Source organism: Promicromonospora sp. NPDC060204 (assembly GCF_042728455.1).
Taxonomy (GTDB): domain Bacteria; phylum Actinomycetota; class Actinomycetes; order Actinomycetales; family Cellulomonadaceae; genus Promicromonospora.
This window is the reverse complement of record NZ_JBHWZO010000130.1, coordinates 1-17,407: the sequence shown is the minus strand read 5'-3', so window position 1 is coordinate 17,407 and position 17,407 is coordinate 1. Positions and strand designations below refer to the sequence as shown.

Genomic DNA, 17,407 nt, shown 5'->3' with positions numbered 1-17,407 from the left:
GCGTCCGACGACGCCGCGCGCCTGCGCGTGGTGGTGGACCAGGTCGCGTCCCTGACGGACCTGTCCGCCATCGCGCTGCACCGCCGGCTGGTCGACCGCTCCGCGGCGTGAATCAGATTTGACGCATCGACACCTACGGTCGAGACTGCTCATATCTGATTCATTGTGCCGATCGGGAGGAGTGAATCACATATGATTCAGCGATGGTTCCGCGTCCGCGGACTCACCGCCCTCGGCGCCGCCGTCAAAGGCGCGCGGGAGTCCGTCGGCCTCAGCCAGTCCGAGCTCGCCGAGCACATCGGCTCCTCGCGACCGACGCTCTCCCGGCTGGAGCGCGGCGTGCCCGTCACCACCGAGGTGCTGACCAAGACGCTCGCGCGCGCCGGCTACGAGATCTACGTCGTTCCCCGCAGCGCGCACGTCAGAGTGGAGTTCGACGATGCCGGCTGAGAGCACGCTCGCGGTCTGGCTCCATGGGATCCAGGTCGCCGAGCTGACGCAGCTCCGCAACGGCCGCCTACGCCTCTGGTGGACACCCGAGGCGATCACCCGCTGGGGTGAGGGTTCGTGCCCGCTCTCGCTCTCGCTGCCGATCACCGTACGTCGCGTCCAGGGCCCTCACCTCAAGCGCTACTTCGACGGCCTTCTGCCCGAGTCACCGCTTCGCGGACAGCTCGAACGTGAGCACCGACTTGCCCCGGACGACGCGTTCGGTCTGCTCAGAGCGCTCGGCGCGGAGTGCGCGGGAGCGGTACAGGTGCTGCCACCCGGAACCGAACCGTCGTCGGGCACGCTTCGGGTCCTCTCGGACGCGGAGGCCGACGGCATCGTGTCCGACCTCCCGACGCTTCCGCTCGCGGACGACCTCCCGATGACCGCGTCGCTCGGCGGGATCCAGGCCAAGGTTCTGCTCACGGCGACCCCGGACGGCTGGGCCTGGCCGCTCGACGGCGCGCCGTCGACGCACATCGTCAAGCCTGAGCCACTCTCCGACGCGGTGATACCCGACCTCGTGCGCCTTGAGGACTGGACGATGCGCCTCGCGCGCGCCGCGGGCATCGACGCCGCGGCGACCGAGGTCCGGGAGTTCGGCGGCCGCACCGCGATCGTGGTCGAGCGCTACGACCGGGTCGACGGCGAACGGATCCATCAGGAGGACCTGGCACAGGGCCTCGGGCTCGCGACCCGGGACAAGTACGAGCAGGCACGCAGTCCAGGCCACCTCACGGAGCTCGCCGAGCGTGCCCACGAGCACGCCGCCGACCCGGACGGCTTTCTCGACACCCTGCTGGAGCAGGTGACCTTCAACGTCGTCGTGGGCAACGGCGACTCGCACGCGAAGAACTACTCCTACGTGATCGACGCGGAGGCCCGCGTGCGTCCGGCGCCCCTGTACGACGCAGCCGCCGTGCAACTGGTCGTCCCCCGGTACGACCGGTCCGGCCTGGCCGTGAACGGTAAGACCCGTCTGCAGTACATCGGCCCCACCGACCTCGCGGCTGAGTCGGTCGCCTGGGGGCGGTCGGCCGAGCGGTCCAGGAAGCTCGTGGACGACGTCGTCGAGCGGATCCGCGAGGCCGCGCGCGACGTCGAGGACGATCCCTGCGACGTGCGGGAGAAGCTGCTCGAACGGGCCGCGGGGTTCGGTCGGGCCTGAGCACCGACCGGCCCCGCGACCGCCTCAGCCCTTGACGGAGCCCGCCGTCAGGCCGCCCACGATGTACTTCTGCAGGAACAGGAACAGCGCGAGCACCGGCAGGGCCGAGACGACGGCGCCCGCCGTGAACAGGCCCCAGTTGGCGTCCTGCAGCGACGACACCCAGCCGTAGAGCCCCACGGCGAGCGTCCAGTTGTCCTCCGACTGGAGCAGCACGCGCGCGATGATGAACTCGCCGAACGTGCTGATGAAGCTGAGCAGCCCCACCACGGCGAGGATCGGCGCGGTCAGGCGCAGCACGATGGTCCAGTAGATCTGGGCGTGCGAGGCGCCGTCGATCTTCGCGGCCTCGTCGATCTCGCGCGGCACGGTGTTGAAGAACCCGTACATGAGGAACGTGTTCACGCCGAGCGCGCCGCCGAGGTACACGCAGATCAGCGACAGCTTGGAGTCCAGGCCGAGGCCGGGCACCACGTTCCCGAGCGAGATGAGCAGCAGGAAGATCGCCACGAAGGCGAGCATCTGCGGGAACATCTGGATGATCAGCAGGGCCGTGAGCCCCACCCGGCGTCCGCTGAACCGGAACCGCGAGAAGGCGTACGCGGCTGCGGCGCCCATGAGCACGGTGCCGGCGCCCGTCGCGACCGCCACCACCAGGGTGTTGGCCATCCAGGTCCAGAACCGCGTGCCGGCCAGGGCCGCGTAGTTGGCGCCCGAGACCGACGCGAACAGGTCGTTCGAGCCGGTCAGGGTGCCGCCGTCGGCCAGGGACGCAGAGACGACGTAGACGAGCGGGAAGCCTGCGTAGACCACGGCGAGGATGCCGACCAGGTGCCGCCAGCCGATCTCGGAGAACCAGCGGGCACGCTGCCCGGGGCGGCGGGGAACGTGTGCGGTGCGCGGGCTCATCAGGCGATCTCCTCGAGCGATCGGGTGCGCCGGAACGCGAGGGCGGAGATGGTCGCGACCACCACGAAGATCACGATCGACAGGGCGCTGGCCAGGCCGTAGTCCTTGGCCGCCGTCCCGTCCAGGCCGGAGACCGAGTAGACCATCGAGATGAGGATGTCGGTGTGCCCGAGCGGCACCGAGGCGTCGTCGAACCGCGGGCCGCCGCCCGTGAGCATGTAGATCAGCGTGAAGTTGTTGAAGTTGAACGCGAACGACGAGATGAGCAGCGGCGCCGTCGCGACCAGGAGCAGCGGCAGCGTGATGGAGCGCCACGTGCGCCAGCGGCCGGCGCCGTCGATCTTCGCGGCCTCCAGCACGTCGGTCGGCAGGGACTGCAGCGCGCCCGTGCAGATCAGGAACATGTACGGGAAGCCGAGCCACAGGTTCACGCCGAGCACCGCCAGCTTGGCGAGCACCGGGTCGGTGAGCCACGGGATCGACGCCCCGCCCAGCAGCACCTCGTTGACGAACCCGTAGGAGCGGTTCAGCATGCCGGACCACAGCAGCGCCGCGAGGAACCCCGGGATCGCGTACGGCAGGATCACGAGCGTCCGGTAGATGCGGCGGCCGCGCAGGCGCGCGTCGTTGAACGCGATCGCCAGGAACAGGCCGAGCAGGAACGTCGAGGCCACCGAGAGCACGGCGAACGCGAACGTCCAGACCAGGATCTTGCCGAACGGCCCGGCGTACCGCTCGTCGCCGAACGCGGTGACGAAGTTGTCGAACCCGACCAGCACGCGCCAGCCGACGGGGAGCGTGGTGCCGTCGGCGGCCTCGAACTGGCCGTCGTCGTTGGGCGTGTACGTCACCCCGGTGGTCGTGTCGGTCATGGTGTCCGACGCCGCGTCGTACTCCAGCGTGGACGTGAAGACGTAGCCGGTGCGCGCGTCCTGCGTGCGGACCGAGCCCTCGTTCGGGTCGTCCGAGACGGGGACGCGCAGCTTCGTGACCTCCTGCTGCCGCTCCAGGACGGCGGCGTACTCCAGCACGTCGTAGCCGGGCAGCGCGGTGACCCGGCCGGCGTCGACGGTCGCGCCGTCCACCAGCTCCAGGGGCTGGTCGGCCGTGCCGGCCTCCACCGCGCCGTCGGGCGAGACGATCGCGAAGCCGAGCGTGTCGCCGTCGGCCACGACCGTCAGCGGCGAGGAGGGCGAGCCCTCGACCCGCCGCTCGTTCTGCACCAGGAGGGCCTCGATGGCCTGCTCCTTGGTGCTGTTGTGCCCGTCGCCGTAGTTGGTGAACGCGACGTAGCCCGTGTAGGCCACCACGTACACCTGGTAGACGAGCAGGAAGGCCAGGCCCGGCAGGATGTACTTCAGGGGCAGCGCGCGCTTGGAGAAGTAGGCCCAGTTGGCTACGAGCAGCAGCGCCACCATCGCGGCGAGGACGCCCCAGGACTCGGCGCCCCACGCGGCCAGCACTGCGTAGACGCCCAGGGCGTCCACCAGGGCGATCAGGACGAGCTTGACGAGAAACCCGGGGCTCCAGCCGGTCCGGCCGGAGCCCCGGGTCACGGGTGAGTACATCAACCGATCTCGCCCTGGATGTCGGTGACCATCTTGTCCCAGGCCTTGGCCGGGTCGGACTTGCCGGAGATGATCGCGGCCTCGGTCACACCCCAGTACGCCCAGACGGCACCCATCTCGGGCAGCGACGGCATCGGGACGGCGTCGGCGCCGACGGCGCGGAAGCCCGCCGTGATCGGGTCCTCGGACGCGGTGTCGGCGGCCTCGATGAGGGCCGGCGGACGGTCGCCCGCCTCGTAGAGCGCGAGCTGCGCCTCGGGGGTGGCCATGTAGTTGACCAGGAAGTCGTTGGCGAGCAGCGCGTTCTCGCTCTGCGCGCTCACGTAGAAGCCGGCCACGCCCACGAACGGCTGGGCGGGCTCGCCGCCGGCGCTCGGGAGCGGGTCGATCGCCAGGTCGAGGTCGCCGAACGACTCCAGCATCCAGGGACCGCCCACGATGAACGGCGACTCGCCCTTGGCGAAGGCCGCCAGCGCGATGTCGTAGGTGACGTCGGTGCTCAGGTTGCCGGCGTCGCCCTGCTCCGCGAGCCACTCCGCGAACGCGGTGCCGCCCTCGCCGCCGAGCGCGAGCTCCGGCTTGTACGAGCCGTCCTCGTTCTGCTCGAACACGGGGGCGCCGAACGACGTCTGCAGCGGGTAGAACGTGTAGGGGTCGCCCTCGGTCGAGGTCTGGATCAGCAGCGGGTACTTGGTGCCGGCGTCCTTGCCGGCGGCGATCGCGTCGTCCCAGGTGGCGGGCGCCTCGGGGGCGAGCTCCGTGTTGCGGATCAGCGCGATGTTCTCCACGGCGTAGGGCAGGCCGTAGACCTGGCCGTCCTGCGTGAAGGCCGAGACGGAGACCGGCTCGAAGGCGTCGGCCGTGTCGCCGAGCTCGATCGGGGCCACGACGCCGTTGGTCGTGAGCTCACCCAGCCAGTCGTGGGCGCCGACGGTGATGTCCGGGCCCTTGCCCGTGGGCACCTGGGCCAGGAAGTCGGGGCGGATGTCCTCGAAGTTCTTCAGGACCACGTCCACCTGCGCGCCCGTGGCCTCCTCGAAGCCGGTGGCCGCGTCCTCGACGGCGGCCTGGCGGGTCTCGTCGACCCACACGGTCAGGGTGCTGCCCTCCCCGTTGGGCGGGGTGGACTCCTCGCCCCCTGCTTGATCCTCTGCGCCGCCCGAGCAGGCGGCCAGCGCCAGCGTCGTGGTCAGGACAGCGGCGGTCAGGATGCTCCGTCGCATCGTCACTCCCGATGGTTCGCGGCCCGACGTCGGGCCTGGGTTTCGATGCCCGAACCGTACGGGCACATCGTCCGATTGTGCAAGAAGTTGCGATAAAGTTTCAGCATCGCTTGCAACCCGGCATCCGACACCCGGTAAACACCCAGGACGAAGGAACCGCATGTCGCCTAGGCTGCCTGGCGTGCGCACCCGACTGACCGACCTCGCCGAACAGGCGGGGGTCTCCACCGCGACCGTGTCGCGCGTGCTCAACGGCAAGCCCGGCGTGGCGGGCGAGACCCGCCAGGCGGTGCTCGCCGCCCTGGACGTGCTCGGCTACGAGCGGCCGTCCGCGCTGCGCGCCCGCCCCGCCGGCCTCATCGGCCTGGTGGTCCCCGAGCTGTCCAACCCGGTGTTCCCCGCGTTCGCGCAGGCCATCGAGTCGCAGCTCGCGTCGCGCGGCTACACGCCGCTGCTGTGCACCCAGTCGCCGGGCGGCACCACCGAGGACGAGTACGTCGAGACGCTGATCGACCACGCCGTGGACGGCATCGTCTTCGTCTCCGGCAAGCACGCCGACACCCGGGCGTCGACCGAGCGCTACCAGCGCCTGCGCGGGCGCGGCCTGCCGATCGTGCTCATCAACGGCTACGCCGAGGGCATCGACGCCCCGTTCGTGTCGCCGGATGACAGCGCGAGCATCGAGCTGTCGGTGCGGCACCTGGTGGCGCTGGGCCACCGCAGCATCGGCATGGCCATCGGGCCGGACCGGTTCGTGCCCGCCAAGCGCAAGATCGAGGCGTTCGTGGCCCAGCTCCTGCGGCACGGCCTGGTGGCCACCGAGGAGGAGGCGCGCAAGCACGTCAGCCTCACGCTCTACACGCTGGAGGGCGGACAGGCCGCCGCCGGCGAGCTGTTCGACTCCGGGCACACCGCCGTGGTCTGCGGGTCCGACCTGATGGCGCTCGGCGCCGTGCGGGCCGCGCACGCCCGCGGCCTGTCCGTGCCCGACGACGTGAGCGTGGTCGGCTACGACGACTCGCCCCTGGTGGCGTTCACCGACCCGCCGCTGACGACGGTGCGGCAGCCGGTGGCCGACATGGCGCACGCGGCCGTGAGCGCCCTGCTCACCGAGATCCACGGCGAGCGCGCACCGCGGTCGGAGCTGCTGTTCACCCCCGAGCTGGTCGTGCGCGGCTCGACCGGCGCGGCGCCGCACGCGACCGTCTGACGGTCCACCGGCCGCCGTCCGACAGCGGGACGACGGCTGTCTGACGCAGCACACTGTCCGATCGGGCGCGATTCCTCCCGTACGCTTGCAGCAAGCGTTACAGCCCTTTTTCCCGACCCCTGAGGACGCGACACGTGACAAGCACTGCCCCGATCACCACCTCCGACCTCACCGCCGGAGCCCCCGTCCACACCCCCGCCGGCAACGGCGAGTGGTGGCGTGACGCGGTGATCTACCAGGTCTACCCGCGCTCGTTCGCGGACGGGAACGGCGACGGCACCGGCGACCTGCCGGGCGTCACGGCCAAGCTCGACCACCTGGCCCAGCTCGGCGTCGACGCCGTGTGGCTGAGCCCGTTCTACCGCTCGCCCCAGAAGGACGCCGGCTACGACGTGGCCGACTACCGCGACATCGACCCGCTGTTCGGCACGCTCGCCGACTTCGACGAGATGCTCGCCGGCGCCCACGAGCGCGGCCTGAAGGTCATCGTCGACCTCGTGCCCAACCACTCCTCCGACCAGCACGTCTGGTTCCAGGAGGCGCTGGCCGCCGCCCCCGGCTCGGCCGAGCGCGAGCGGTACATGTTCCGCGACGGCCGCGGCCCGGCCGGCGACGAGGCGCCGAACAACTGGCAGTCCATCTTCGGTGGCCCGGCCTGGACGCGCCTCGCCCCGCGCGAGGACGACGGCCCGCTGGGCCCGCAGTGGTACCTGCACCTCTTCGACTCCACGCAGCCCGACCTCAACTGGGACAACCCCGAGGTTCGCCTCGAGTTCGAGGACGTGCTGCGGTTCTGGCTCGACCGGGGCGTGGACGGGTTCCGCGTCGACGTCGCGCACGGCATGATCAAGGCCGCCGGCCTGCCCGACTGGGACGGCCAGGTCGCCATGGTCGAGGGCACCGTCGAGGAGGCCACCGAGGCCGACCCGGCCGCCCCCGAGGACGGTTCCACGGGCGCGGGCAACCGCGGCCCGATGTTCGACCAGGACGGCGTGCACGACATCTACCGCGCCTGGCACAAGGTGCTGGCCGAGTACGACGGCGACCGCTGCCTGGTGGCCGAGGCCTGGGTCGAGCCCCTGAGCCGCCTGGCCCGGTACGTGCGCCCCGACGAGATGCACCAGGCCTTCAACTTCTCGTTCCTCACGGCGCCGTGGGACGCGGCGACGGTGCGCACCGTCGTCAACGCCTCGCTGAGCACCATGGAGGCCGTCGGCGCCCCCACCACCTGGGTGCTGTCCAACCACGACGTGGTGCGGCACGCCTCGCGCTTCGGCCTGGAGGAGATCGGCGGGCGCCAGCTCAACGGCATCGGCGCGACCGACCCGCAGCCCGACGCCGCGCTCGGCCTGCGCCGCGCCCGCGCCGCGACCCTGCTCATGCTCGGCCTGCCCGGCTCGGCGTACATGTACCAGGGTGAGGAGCTCGGCCTGCCCGACCACACCGCCCTGCCCGACGACGTCCGCCAGGACCCGTCGTTCTTCCGCACGAACGGCGCCGAGCCGGGCCGCGACGGCTGCCGCGTGCCGCTGCCCTGGGTCGGCGGCGCGCCGGGCAACGGGTTCGGCCCCACGGGCAAGACCTGGCTGCCGCAGCCCGACGTCTACGCCGAGCTCGCCGCCGACCAGCAGTACGGCGTCAAGGGTTCGACGTACGAGATGTACCGCGCCGCGCTCGGCCTGCGCCGGGCCGAGAACCTCGGCGCGGGCACGCTCGCGTGGGTCGACTCCCTCGCCGACCACCCGGACGTCGTCGCCCTGCGGGTGGCGGACGTCGTCGTGGTCGCCAACCTCGGCGCGTCGTCGTTCACGCTGCCCGCCGGGGCGCAGGTGCTGGTCGCCTCGGGCGAGCTCGACGAGGACTCGGGCGAGCTGCCGTCGGACACGACGGTCTGGCTGCGCGCCTGACCCCTCCGGTCCCGGCTCAGAAGGCGGGGTCGCGGATGATCGGGCACGTCATGCAGTGCCCGCCTCCGCGGCCCCGCCCCAGCTCGGCGCCCGTGATCTCGATGACCTCGATGCCGGCCTTGCGCAGCAGGTCGTTCGTGGTGGTGTTCCGGTCGTAGGTGAACACGACGCCGGGCTCCACCGCGACGGCGTTGTTGCCGCTGTCCCACTGCTGCCGCTCGGACTCGTAGACGTCGCCGCCGGTCTCGATGACGCGCAGCTCGCCGAGCCCGGTCTCGCGGGCGACGACGTCCAGGAACGGCGTGCTGCCCTCGTCCGTGACCGCCACCGCCCCGCCGTCGCCGGGCCGCAGCACGAACGCGTGGATCGCCTCGACGATGCGCGGGTAGACCGTCACGGTGTCGACGTCGGCGAACGTCATGACGGTGTCCAGGTGCATCGCCGAGCGCAGCTTGGGCATGCCCGCGACGACCACCTGCTGCGCCGCGCCGCCCTCGAACAGGGCCGCAGCGACCTGCGTGATCGCCTGCCGCGACGTCCGCTCGCTCATCCCCACCAGCACGGTGCCGTTGCCCACGGGCATGACGTCGCCGCCCTCCAGCGTCGCCCGCTGGTGGTCGGTCTCCGGGTCGCCCCACCAGACGGTGGACCCCACGAAGTCGGGGTGGAACTCGTAGACGGCCTTCATCAGCAGCGTCTCGTCGTGCCGGGCCTGCCAGTACAGCGGGTTGAGCGTCACGCCGCCGTAGAGCCAGCAGGTCGTGTCGCGCGTGAACAGGGTGTTGGGTACCGGGGCCATGAGGTACTCCCGGGCGTCCTGCGTGTACTCGGCGAGCGACCGGTAGGCGGCCGGCAGGTCGGGCACGTCGTGGGTGGCCAGGCCGCCGATGAGGTACTCGGCGAGCTGCTCGGGGGCGAGCCCCTCGAGGAACCCGCGGGTTGCGTCGATCAGGCCCGGCCCGACGATGCCGGGGACGATCTTGCGGTCCAGCAGCCAGTCGCGGGCGCCGGGCACCCGCAGGGTCGCGGCGAGGACGTCGTGCAGCTCGACCACGTCGACGTCGCGCGCCCGCAGGTCCGCGACGAACGCGGCGTGGTGCTCGATCGCCCGGTCCACCCACAGCACGTCGTCGAACAGCAGGTCGTCGGAGTTGGTGGGCGTCAGGCGCCGGTGCGCGAGCCCGGGCCGGCAGACCAGCACCTTGCGCAGCCGCCCGACCTCCGAGTGCACCCCGTAGGCCGCCGAGGGCCGGGTCCCATCGCCGCTCTGGATCGTCATGGTCTTCCCTTTCGGACGGAGATGGCCTTCAGATGGAGATCGCGCCCGTGGCGAGCGCGACGACGCCGATCACCGCGCCGATGACCGACACGACGAAGATCACCAGCTCGCCCCGGCTGAACACGCGCCGGCCCTGCTCGCGCCGGGTCATCGCGAACAGGATGGTCGCCGGGGCGTAGATCACGAACGACAGCAGCACGAACGTCAGTCCCGCCGCGAACAGCAGGAACGCCGTGTACAGCACGGCCAGGGTCGCGATGACGAGGTCGCCGGTGGTGCGGCTGCCCTCCGCCGGGCCGCCGCGGCCCAGCGCCAGCTTGAGGGCGTAGCCCGCGGCCAGCAGGAACGGGATGAGGGACAGTGCGCTGGTCAGGTCGAGCGCGAAGGTGAACGCGTCGTCGGAAAGCAGCGTGACGAAGAGGACCACCTGGATCAGGGCGGTCGTCAGCAGGAGGGCGGCGCGGGGCACGTCGTTCGCGTCCTGCACCGCGAGGAACCGTGGCATGTCCCGGTCCTTGGCCGCGACGTACAGCACCTCGGACGCCATGAGCGTCCAGGCGAGATAGGCGCCGAGCACCGACACGATGAGGCCGACGCTCACGAACACGGCGCCCCAGCCGCCGACGGCCGCCTCCAGCACGCCCGCCATCGACGGCTGGCGCAGGTCGGCGAGCTCCTCCATCGGCAGGATCCCGTACGACACGATCGTCACGGAGGCGAAGATCGCGAGCACCATGAGGAAGCCCAGGACGGTCGCCCGGCCGACGTCCTCCCGGCGGCGCGCGTGCCGCGAGTAGACGCTCGCACCCTCGACGCCGAGGAAGACGAACACCGTGGCCAGCATGGTGCCGCGGACCTGCTCGAACAGCGGGCCGGTGATGCCGTAGCCCCGGAAGTTCTCCGCGAGCACCTGCGGGTCCAGCAGGAACACGCAGATGAGCACGAACACGATGATGGGCACCAGCTTGGCGACGGTGACGATGCGGTTGATCGCCGTCGCCTCCTTCACGCCGCGGCGCACGAGCAGGTAGAACAGCCACACGCAGGCCGACGACGCCACGAACGCGACGAGGGTGTCGCCCTCCCCGAGCGCGGGCAGCAGCGCGCCCAGCGTGGACATGATGAGGATCCAGTAGGTGACGTTGCCGACGCAGGCGCTCGCCCAGTACCCGAACGCCGAGAAGAAGCCGAGGTACTCGCCGAACCCGGCCTTCGCGTAGGCGTAGACCCCGGAGTCGAGGTCGGGCTTGCGGATCGCCAGGCGCTGGAAGACGAAGGCGAGCATGAGCATCCCGGTGCCGGCCACCGTCCAGGAGATCAGCGCCCCGAGCACCCCGGTCTCGCCGGCGAACCGGCTGGGCAGCGAGAAGACCCCCGCGCCGACCATGGAGCCCACCACCATGGCGGTGAGCGTGGCCACGCTGATCTTCGCCGTGCGGCCCTGCGTGCTGCTCTCCGACTGCTGCGCCATCACGAGACCCCCGAGCGGTCGAGCACGGTCCGGTCGCCCGGTTTACGTCTCCGTCGCCTCGCGCCCCTCGATGCTCCGGCAGAGCAATTACATACATGGGGGTAACTAGTCGGCAAAAGATGTCAGACCCGACCTCCTTCGCGCACCCCGCGGCGCGCGCCGCCCCGGTGTGGCCCGCGTCGCAGCGGCTCCCGGCGGGCGTGCGTCAGAATGGACCCCGTGACCTCCCTGCTCGGCTCCGCCCCGCTGCCCGACGCCGCCACCCGTCCGGGTGACGCGGCGCGCCCCGGCTCGCCCGTGCTCGCACCCCTCCAGATCGGGCCCATCACCGTGGGTACGCCGGTGGTGCTGGCCCCGATGGCCGGCGTGACCAACCGCGCCTTCCGCACCCTGTGCCGCGAGGCCGGGCGGTCGGCCGGGTTCGACCCGGGCCTGTACGTCGCGGAGATGGTCACCAGCCGCGCGCTCGTGGAGCGCAACGTCGAGGCCCTGCGGATCGTCACGTTCGGCGCGGACGAGACCCCGCGCTCCGCGCAGGTGTACGGCGTGGACCCCGCCACCGTGGGCGCCGCCGTGAAGATCATCGCGGGCGAGGACCGCGCCGACCACGTCGACCTCAACTTCGGCTGCCCGGTGCCCAAGGTGACGCGCAAGGGCGGCGGGGCCGCCCTGCCGTGGAAGCGGCAGCTCTTCACGGACATCGTCAAGGCCGCGGTCGAGGCCGCCGAGCCGCACGGCGTGCCCGTGACGGTCAAGATGCGCAAGGGCATCGACGACGACCACCTGACGTACCTGGAGGCGGGCCGGATCGCCGAGTCGCTCGGCGCCGCCGCCGTCGCGCTGCACGCGCGCACCGCCGCCCAGCACTACTCCGGCCAGGCCGAGTGGGAGGCCATCGCGCGCCTCAAGGAGGCCGTGCGGACGGTGCCGGTGCTCGGCAACGGCGACATCTGGTCCGCCGAGGACGCGCTGCGGATGGTCGAGGAGACCGGCGCCGACGGCGTCGTCGTGGGCCGGGGCTGCCAGGGCCGCCCCTGGCTGTTCGCCGACCTCGCCGCCGCGTTCAACGGCTCGGACCTGCGGATCCGGCCCGGCCTGCGCGAGGTCACCGACACGATCTACCGGCACGGCCTGCTCATGGTCGAGTACTTCGACGGCGACGAGGGCAAGGCCATGCGCGACCTGCGCAAGCACATGGCGTGGTACCTCAAGGGCTACGCCGTGGGCGGCGAGAAGCGGCACTCCCTCGCGCTGATCGACACCCTGGCCGAGCTCCGCGAGCGGCTCGACGCCCTCGACCTGGACGCTCCCTACCCCGGGGACGACGCCGAGGGTCCGCGCGGCCGTGCCGGCTCCCCCAAGACCCCGCACCTGCCGTACGGCTGGCTCGACTCCCGGGAGCTGTCCGAGGAGTTCGAGGCGAAGCTGCGCGAGGCGGAGCTGAGCGTCAGCGGCGGCTGAGAGCGGCCCGCCGGCGGCCGACCCGGCGGGTAGAACTCCCCGGGCGGCGGGTGAAGCCGAGCACGTCCGTTACGCTCCTTCCGTGCTGTCCGCCGTGGTCCGACGTGTCCCAGTGCCCGAGGTCAAGCCTCCCGCCGCCGACGACCCGCCCGAGATCGGCGGCTACGAGATCCGCGGCCGGCTCGGCCAGGGCGGCATGGGCGTGGTCTACCTCGGCGCGACCCGCAGCGGCCGCCTGCTCGCGATCAAGGTGATCCACCCCGAACGCACGGGCGAGAGCGAGTTCCGCACCCGGTTCCGCCGCGAGGTATCCGCCGCGACCCGGCTGCGCAGCCACCGCACGGCCGCCGTCGTCGACTACGACGTCGACGCGCCCACACCCTGGCTCGCCACCGAGCACGTACCCGGACCCACCCTCGCGCAGGCCATCACCGAGCTCGGCACCCTGCCCGAGGACGCCGTCCGCGAGCTCGTCACCGGCCTCGCCGAAGCCCTCGACGCGATCCACCGCCAAGGACTCGTCCACCGCGACGTCAAGCCCACCAACGTGCTGCTCGGCCCCGACGGGCCGGTCCTGATCGACCTGGGCGTGGTCGCCGACTCCGACGCGACCTCGCTGACCACCACCGGCGTCCAGCCGGGCACACCCCAGTTCATGTCGCCCGAGCAGGCCCGCGGCGAGGCCGTCACCGCCGCGACCGACGTGTGGTCGCTCGGCGCCGTCGCCCACCTCGCGGCGACCGGCACCCCGCCGTTCGGGACGGGCAGCCTGGCCACGGTCACCTACCGGATCGTGCACGAACCACCCGCCCTTAAGGACGTGCCGGCCGGCCTGCGGGGTCTGGTGACCGCGTGCCTGGCCAAGGACCCCGCCGCCCGCCCGACGCCGGCAGCGGTCCTCGCCGCGCTCGCCCCCCTGCCGCTGGTCGAGCCCGAGGTCACCGGCCTGACCGGCGCCGGCCTGGCCGGCGCGGACACCGTGCTGGGCGCGGAGCAGGCGCCGGACGCCGCGCCGCCGGACCCCGCGCCCGCGCCGGGCCGGGTGCGGCGCCGGGTCGTGACCGGCCTCGTCGCGCTCGGCCTGGTACTGGCCAGCGGCGGCGGCGCCGCGGCCCTGGTGCACTTCCTGGGCCCCGACGACACGCCCAGTGCACCCCAGGCCGAGGGGACGGCGCCCGCGGGGACCTCCGGCACGCCCAGCCCCAGCCCCAGCCCGAGCGCGAAGGAACCGTCGAAGAAGCCGTCCGCGTCGCCCAGCGCCCCGGCCACCCCTGTCGACGAGCCCGTCGCCGAGCCGGACGACGAGACGGCCGAGGAGCAGGACGCCGTCCTCACCGAGTTCCGGCCCGGCACCGTGTCGATCCCGGCGCAGGTCGAGGTGGGCCAGAAGATCACCGCGTGGCCGAAGGGCTGGACGCCGCAGCCGGCCGACAGGACGTGCGTGTGGAGCGTCGGCGGCGAGGAGCGGGACAACCTCGGGTCGTGCAGCTACACCGTCGCGCTCGGCGACGTGGGCAAACCCGTCCAGGTCAAGCTGACCGGCGGCCGGTCGGGGTACGCCGAGGCCGCGGTGCTCTCCAACGCCACCGGCACGGTGCCCCAGCCCTCTGTGCCGAAGCCGAGCTGCGGGGTCTACCTCACCACGGGCACGCTGCACGCCGGCTGGTTCGCCCACTGCGAGGTCAACCAGGACCCGAACGTCACCTATACGTGGACCTACGTCGACATCGACGGCGGCGTCGCCATCGGGTCGGAGGCGGAGCCGGCCGGTCCGCGCACGTGGATCCGCGGCAGCCACAAGGGGAACCGCATCACCGTGACGGTCGAGGCGGAGCGGGCGGGCTACCGGTCGGACGAGTTCCGCACCACGTTCACCATGCCGGCCGACTGGACCCCGCCCGAGTGACCGGGCCGGTCTCACGACCAGCCCGGCGGCGGGACCCGGCCCATGACCGACGCCGCCATGACGATCCCCGGCTCGTCCCGGCCGGACGCCGGCTCGCGGTCCCGGAGCAGCGCCGCGCCGTCCCGCGCCCAGGTGAGACCAGGGCGGCCGGACGCCTCCCGGTACAGCACGTCCAGGTGGTCCGGGTGGCGCTCGGCGAGCAGGGCGAGCACCCACGACGGCGCGTCCGGGTCGGCCAGCACCTGCGCGAGCCGCCGCGGCTTCCACGGCAGGAGCGGCGCCGTGTGCACCTCGCGGAGCTGCGCATACCAGTCGAGCAGCCGCAGCCCCTTGACGGGGTGGTGCACCAGGGCGAACGTCGCGTCGTCGGGGTCGGCGGCGTCGTCGGGCAGCCAGCGCTCGTCGCGGAGCGCGCCGAGCAGAGCGAACTCCTCGGCCGGGGCCCCGACCCGGTCCTTGAACCGCAGGCAGCAGTCCACGACGTGCGACGCGGTGCCCTCGACCACGACGTCCCCGAAGAGGTCGAGGAAGGCCCGGTGGTGGTCGGCGACGAGCTCGCGGGCGCGGGCCAGCGTGCGCGGGTTGCGGAAGGCCGGGGACGGCGACGACGTCAGCAGCGCCACGACGCCGTGCACGACACCCTCGATGGCGTCGGGCAGGAAGACCGCCGGGGTGCTCGCGAAGACCCAGACCGCGCCGACGGGCAGCACCCGCCCGGACAGCGGCAGACCGGGTGCGAGGGCGACCGCGCGGATCTCGGAGCGTCCCGTGAACACCCGGTAGTCCAGGTCGTCCTCCAGGTTGTGCAGCACCGCGTGCTCGTCCACCAGGTCGGTCACGATGAAGTGGCCGAGCACCCCGCCGTCGTGCCACTGCTCCAGGAGCGCACGCTCGGCCGCGTCGAGGACGAGGCCGGCGGGGTCGGTGCCGTCGTCCTCGTCCTCGCCGCCGGGGCCGTGGACCGCGCCCCACGCCCCCTCGGCGAGGAGGCGGCGGACCAGGGACCCGCGCTCCTCCCGGGGCCCGGCGTGAACCAGCAGGTCCGTCGCGCAGTCCCGGGTGACGGCGGCGTACCGCTCGGGGTCGACCTCGCCCGCGGGCACGAGCGACTCGGACCGGACGTACCCCACGAGGCGCTCGACGGCCGCGGCGTTGGCGGGCCGCAGCACGTGGGCGGCCAGGCGGCCGGCCAGCCGGGCCGCGAGGTCGAGCCGGCCGCGCAGGCTCAGCCCGTCGAGGGGGCCGACGGCGGTGGTGGTCGGCGTGGACCGACGTGATGAACTCATAGGGATATCATTCGGCACGAACATCTATCGCGCTGGGCCACGAGGCGTCATTGTGGATAACTTTTCGCCCCTGATCGACCGGCTTGCCCGGCCCGCGAACGGGTCGTTCGATAAAAGATTGAGGTCGATCTTCGGCGTGAAGAGCGCATAGGACGCAAAGTAGACGAAGATCAGCCTTGCACCATCGCTACCGTCCTCACCTGTTCTGACCGAAAGGGACTTACCCAACATGGCATCGGAGAAACGTCCCCGACGCGTTCCGGCGGTCATCGCCGACACGCGGAGGAACCCGGGCTTCGCCCTGGGTGCCTTCGGGCTCTCGGCCTGGGCCTACATCGGCATGTCGCACACGATCGCCGCCTATGAGGGCCCCCGGCTCGGCTACGCCCTGGGCGTCGCCTACGAGGCACTGGTGATCGGCCTCGCCTGGGAGGGGCGCCGCCGGGCAGACCGCGCGCTCGAGACGGGCCGCCCGGTGTCCGGGCACGCCCGCTGGCTCGGCGGCGCGATCGTCGTCGGCATCCTTTCCGGCGCGCTCGCCGCGTGGCACGGCTGGCTGCTCGGGGAGGGCATCTTCGCCATCTCCCGCGCCGTCGCGCCCGTCCTGGCCGCCGTCGCGGTCCACCTCTTCTTCCAGTCGGCCTCCAGCTCGCGCGCCCTCGACCGGGCCGCGGAGATCCACAACGACCGCCAGACGGCCGTGCTGGACATGCTCGACGCGGTGCGCCTGGCGCAGATCGCCCCCGACGCGGAGCGAGCGGCCCGCATCGCCGACGTGAACGCCGCGGTGGGCCGGGTCCACCGGCACGTGCCCGCGGCCGTGACCGCGGAGGTGACGCGCCCGCACCTGGAGTCGGAGCGCACGATCCGCGACGTCGTCCAGGAGGCCGCGACGCTGGCCGGCGAGTGGATGCCGGAGCCGAACGCCCCCCGCCGGACCCCGGAGGAGGCGGCCGCGAGCGCCGCCGCCCTGACCGAGATGGTGCTGCCGAAGCTCGCGCTGCCCATCAACCCGGAGGACGGGTCCCTGGTCGACCCGGTCGAGGCCGACACCACCGCGGACATCGCCGCCGACACCGCGCCGGCCGACGCCGAGACGATCAGCGCCGAGCGGCTGCACCTGGAGGACAAGTACGCGCCCGTGAAGCCGGAGCGGACCGCCCTGCCGGTGAGCCCGCCCGTCGAGGCGCCCGCCGCCGAGTGGGAGGACCTCTCCAGGGAGGTCGCGCCGACCCCGGCACCGGCGCCCGTCGCCGCGCCTGCCCTCGTCGCGGCGCCCGCGGAGCCGGCGCCGGCGCTGACCACGGCGCAGATCAGCGAGATCCGCGTGCTCCGCTGGGCGCAGAACCTCAGCATCGAGGAGGTCGCGGCACGCCTCGGCGTCCCCATCGCCTCGGTGAACCGGTACGCCCCGAGCACCGACCCGACGACCGAGACCGGTTCCCTCATGGCCATCTCGGCCGTCTCCTGACCGGAGCGCCGGACGCCGTCCGCTGACGACACGGCCCGGCCGCACCCGTCCTGAGGGTG

General features: G+C 72.5%; 14 protein-coding genes. 8 read left to right on the top strand and 6 right to left on the bottom strand.

The window, feature by feature from the left end:
* The 3 genes from ACFWEJ_RS16850 to ACFWEJ_RS16840 form a co-directional block, all read left to right on the top strand.
* Positions 1-111 (top strand): hypothetical protein (locus ACFWEJ_RS16850; protein WP_377230364.1); only part of this gene is annotated, 111 nt, incomplete at its 5' end.
* Between the two features lie 81 nt (positions 112-192).
* Complete coding sequence (locus tag ACFWEJ_RS16845; protein WP_377230363.1) at positions 193-450, top strand: helix-turn-helix domain-containing protein; 258 nt, start codon at positions 193-195, stop codon at positions 448-450.
* On the top strand, positions 440-1,657 hold the full coding sequence (locus ACFWEJ_RS16840) for a type II toxin-antitoxin system HipA family toxin (RefSeq protein ID WP_377230362.1): 1,218 nt from the start codon (positions 440-442) through the stop codon (positions 1,655-1,657). The genes ACFWEJ_RS16845 and ACFWEJ_RS16840 overlap by 11 nt, the downstream gene beginning before the upstream one ends.
* Before the next feature lie 24 nt (positions 1,658-1,681).
* On the opposite strand, the gene ACFWEJ_RS16835 is transcribed toward ACFWEJ_RS16840, so the two are convergent.
* Genes ACFWEJ_RS16835 through ACFWEJ_RS16825 form a run of 3 tightly spaced genes read right to left on the bottom strand, consistent with a single transcriptional unit; the run spans position 1,682 to position 5,357 of the window.
* Positions 1,682-2,566 (bottom strand): sugar ABC transporter permease, encoded by an 885-nt coding sequence (locus ACFWEJ_RS16835; protein ID WP_377230361.1) that lies wholly within the window; start codon positions 2,564-2,566, stop codon positions 1,682-1,684.
* On the bottom strand, positions 2,566-4,134 hold the full coding sequence (locus tag ACFWEJ_RS16830) for an ABC transporter permease subunit (RefSeq protein WP_377230360.1): 1,569 nt from the start codon (positions 4,132-4,134) through the stop codon (positions 2,566-2,568). The genes ACFWEJ_RS16835 and ACFWEJ_RS16830 overlap by 1 nt, the downstream gene beginning before the upstream one ends.
* The gene (locus tag ACFWEJ_RS16825; protein WP_377230359.1) at positions 4,134-5,357 is read right to left on the bottom strand and encodes an extracellular solute-binding protein; all 1,224 of its coding nucleotides are present in this window, start codon (positions 5,355-5,357) and stop codon (positions 4,134-4,136) included. Before ACFWEJ_RS16825 ends, ACFWEJ_RS16830 begins: the two co-directional genes overlap by 1 nt.
* A 160-nt stretch (positions 5,358-5,517) precedes the next feature.
* Here ACFWEJ_RS16825 and ACFWEJ_RS16820 point away from each other — a divergent pair, with 160 nt between their 5' ends.
* Both ACFWEJ_RS16820 and ACFWEJ_RS16815 read left to right on the top strand, forming a co-directional pair.
* The gene (locus tag ACFWEJ_RS16820; protein WP_377230358.1) at positions 5,518-6,567 is read left to right on the top strand and encodes a LacI family DNA-binding transcriptional regulator; all 1,050 of its coding nucleotides are present in this window, start codon (positions 5,518-5,520) and stop codon (positions 6,565-6,567) included.
* 134 nt (positions 6,568-6,701) lie between these two features.
* A complete protein-coding gene (locus tag ACFWEJ_RS16815) occupies positions 6,702-8,474 on the top strand; it encodes a glycoside hydrolase family 13 protein (RefSeq protein WP_377230357.1) in 1,773 nt (590 codons plus the stop codon).
* A 16-nt stretch (positions 8,475-8,490) separates the two neighbouring features.
* Here ACFWEJ_RS16815 and ACFWEJ_RS16810 read toward each other — a convergent pair whose 3' ends face one another.
* Positions 8,491-9,753 carry an arginine deiminase gene (locus ACFWEJ_RS16810; RefSeq protein ID WP_377230356.1) on the bottom strand — a complete coding sequence of 421 codons (1,263 nt, stop codon included), beginning with the start codon at positions 9,751-9,753 and terminating at the stop codon, positions 8,491-8,493.
* Between the two features lie 28 nt (positions 9,754-9,781).
* Complete coding sequence (locus ACFWEJ_RS16805; RefSeq protein ID WP_377230355.1) at positions 9,782-11,224, bottom strand: basic amino acid/polyamine antiporter; 1,443 nt, start codon at positions 11,222-11,224, stop codon at positions 9,782-9,784.
* Positions 11,225-11,434: 210 nt separating this feature from the next.
* Between ACFWEJ_RS16805 and dusB the strand changes: the two genes are divergently transcribed.
* Both dusB and ACFWEJ_RS16795 read left to right on the top strand, forming a co-directional pair.
* Entirely contained in the window at positions 11,435-12,685 is a 1,251-nt protein-coding gene (gene dusB / locus ACFWEJ_RS16800) for a tRNA dihydrouridine synthase DusB (protein ID WP_377230354.1), read from the top strand.
* 82 nt (positions 12,686-12,767) lie between these two features.
* Positions 12,768-14,591: a serine/threonine-protein kinase gene (locus tag ACFWEJ_RS16795; protein WP_377230353.1), complete on the top strand. Its 1,824-nt coding sequence runs from the start codon at positions 12,768-12,770 to the stop codon at positions 14,589-14,591.
* Between the two features lie 11 nt (positions 14,592-14,602).
* On the opposite strand, the gene ACFWEJ_RS16790 is transcribed toward ACFWEJ_RS16795, so the two are convergent.
* The gene (locus tag ACFWEJ_RS16790) at positions 14,603-15,877 is read right to left on the bottom strand and encodes a hypothetical protein (RefSeq protein WP_377230352.1); all 1,275 of its coding nucleotides are present in this window, start codon (positions 15,875-15,877) and stop codon (positions 14,603-14,605) included.
* Between the two features lie 229 nt (positions 15,878-16,106).
* Here ACFWEJ_RS16790 and ACFWEJ_RS16785 point away from each other — a divergent pair, with 229 nt between their 5' ends.
* Complete coding sequence (locus ACFWEJ_RS16785) at positions 16,107-17,348, top strand: helix-turn-helix domain-containing protein (RefSeq protein WP_377230351.1); 1,242 nt, start codon at positions 16,107-16,109, stop codon at positions 17,346-17,348.
* Positions 17,349-17,407 lie beyond the last annotated feature (59 nt).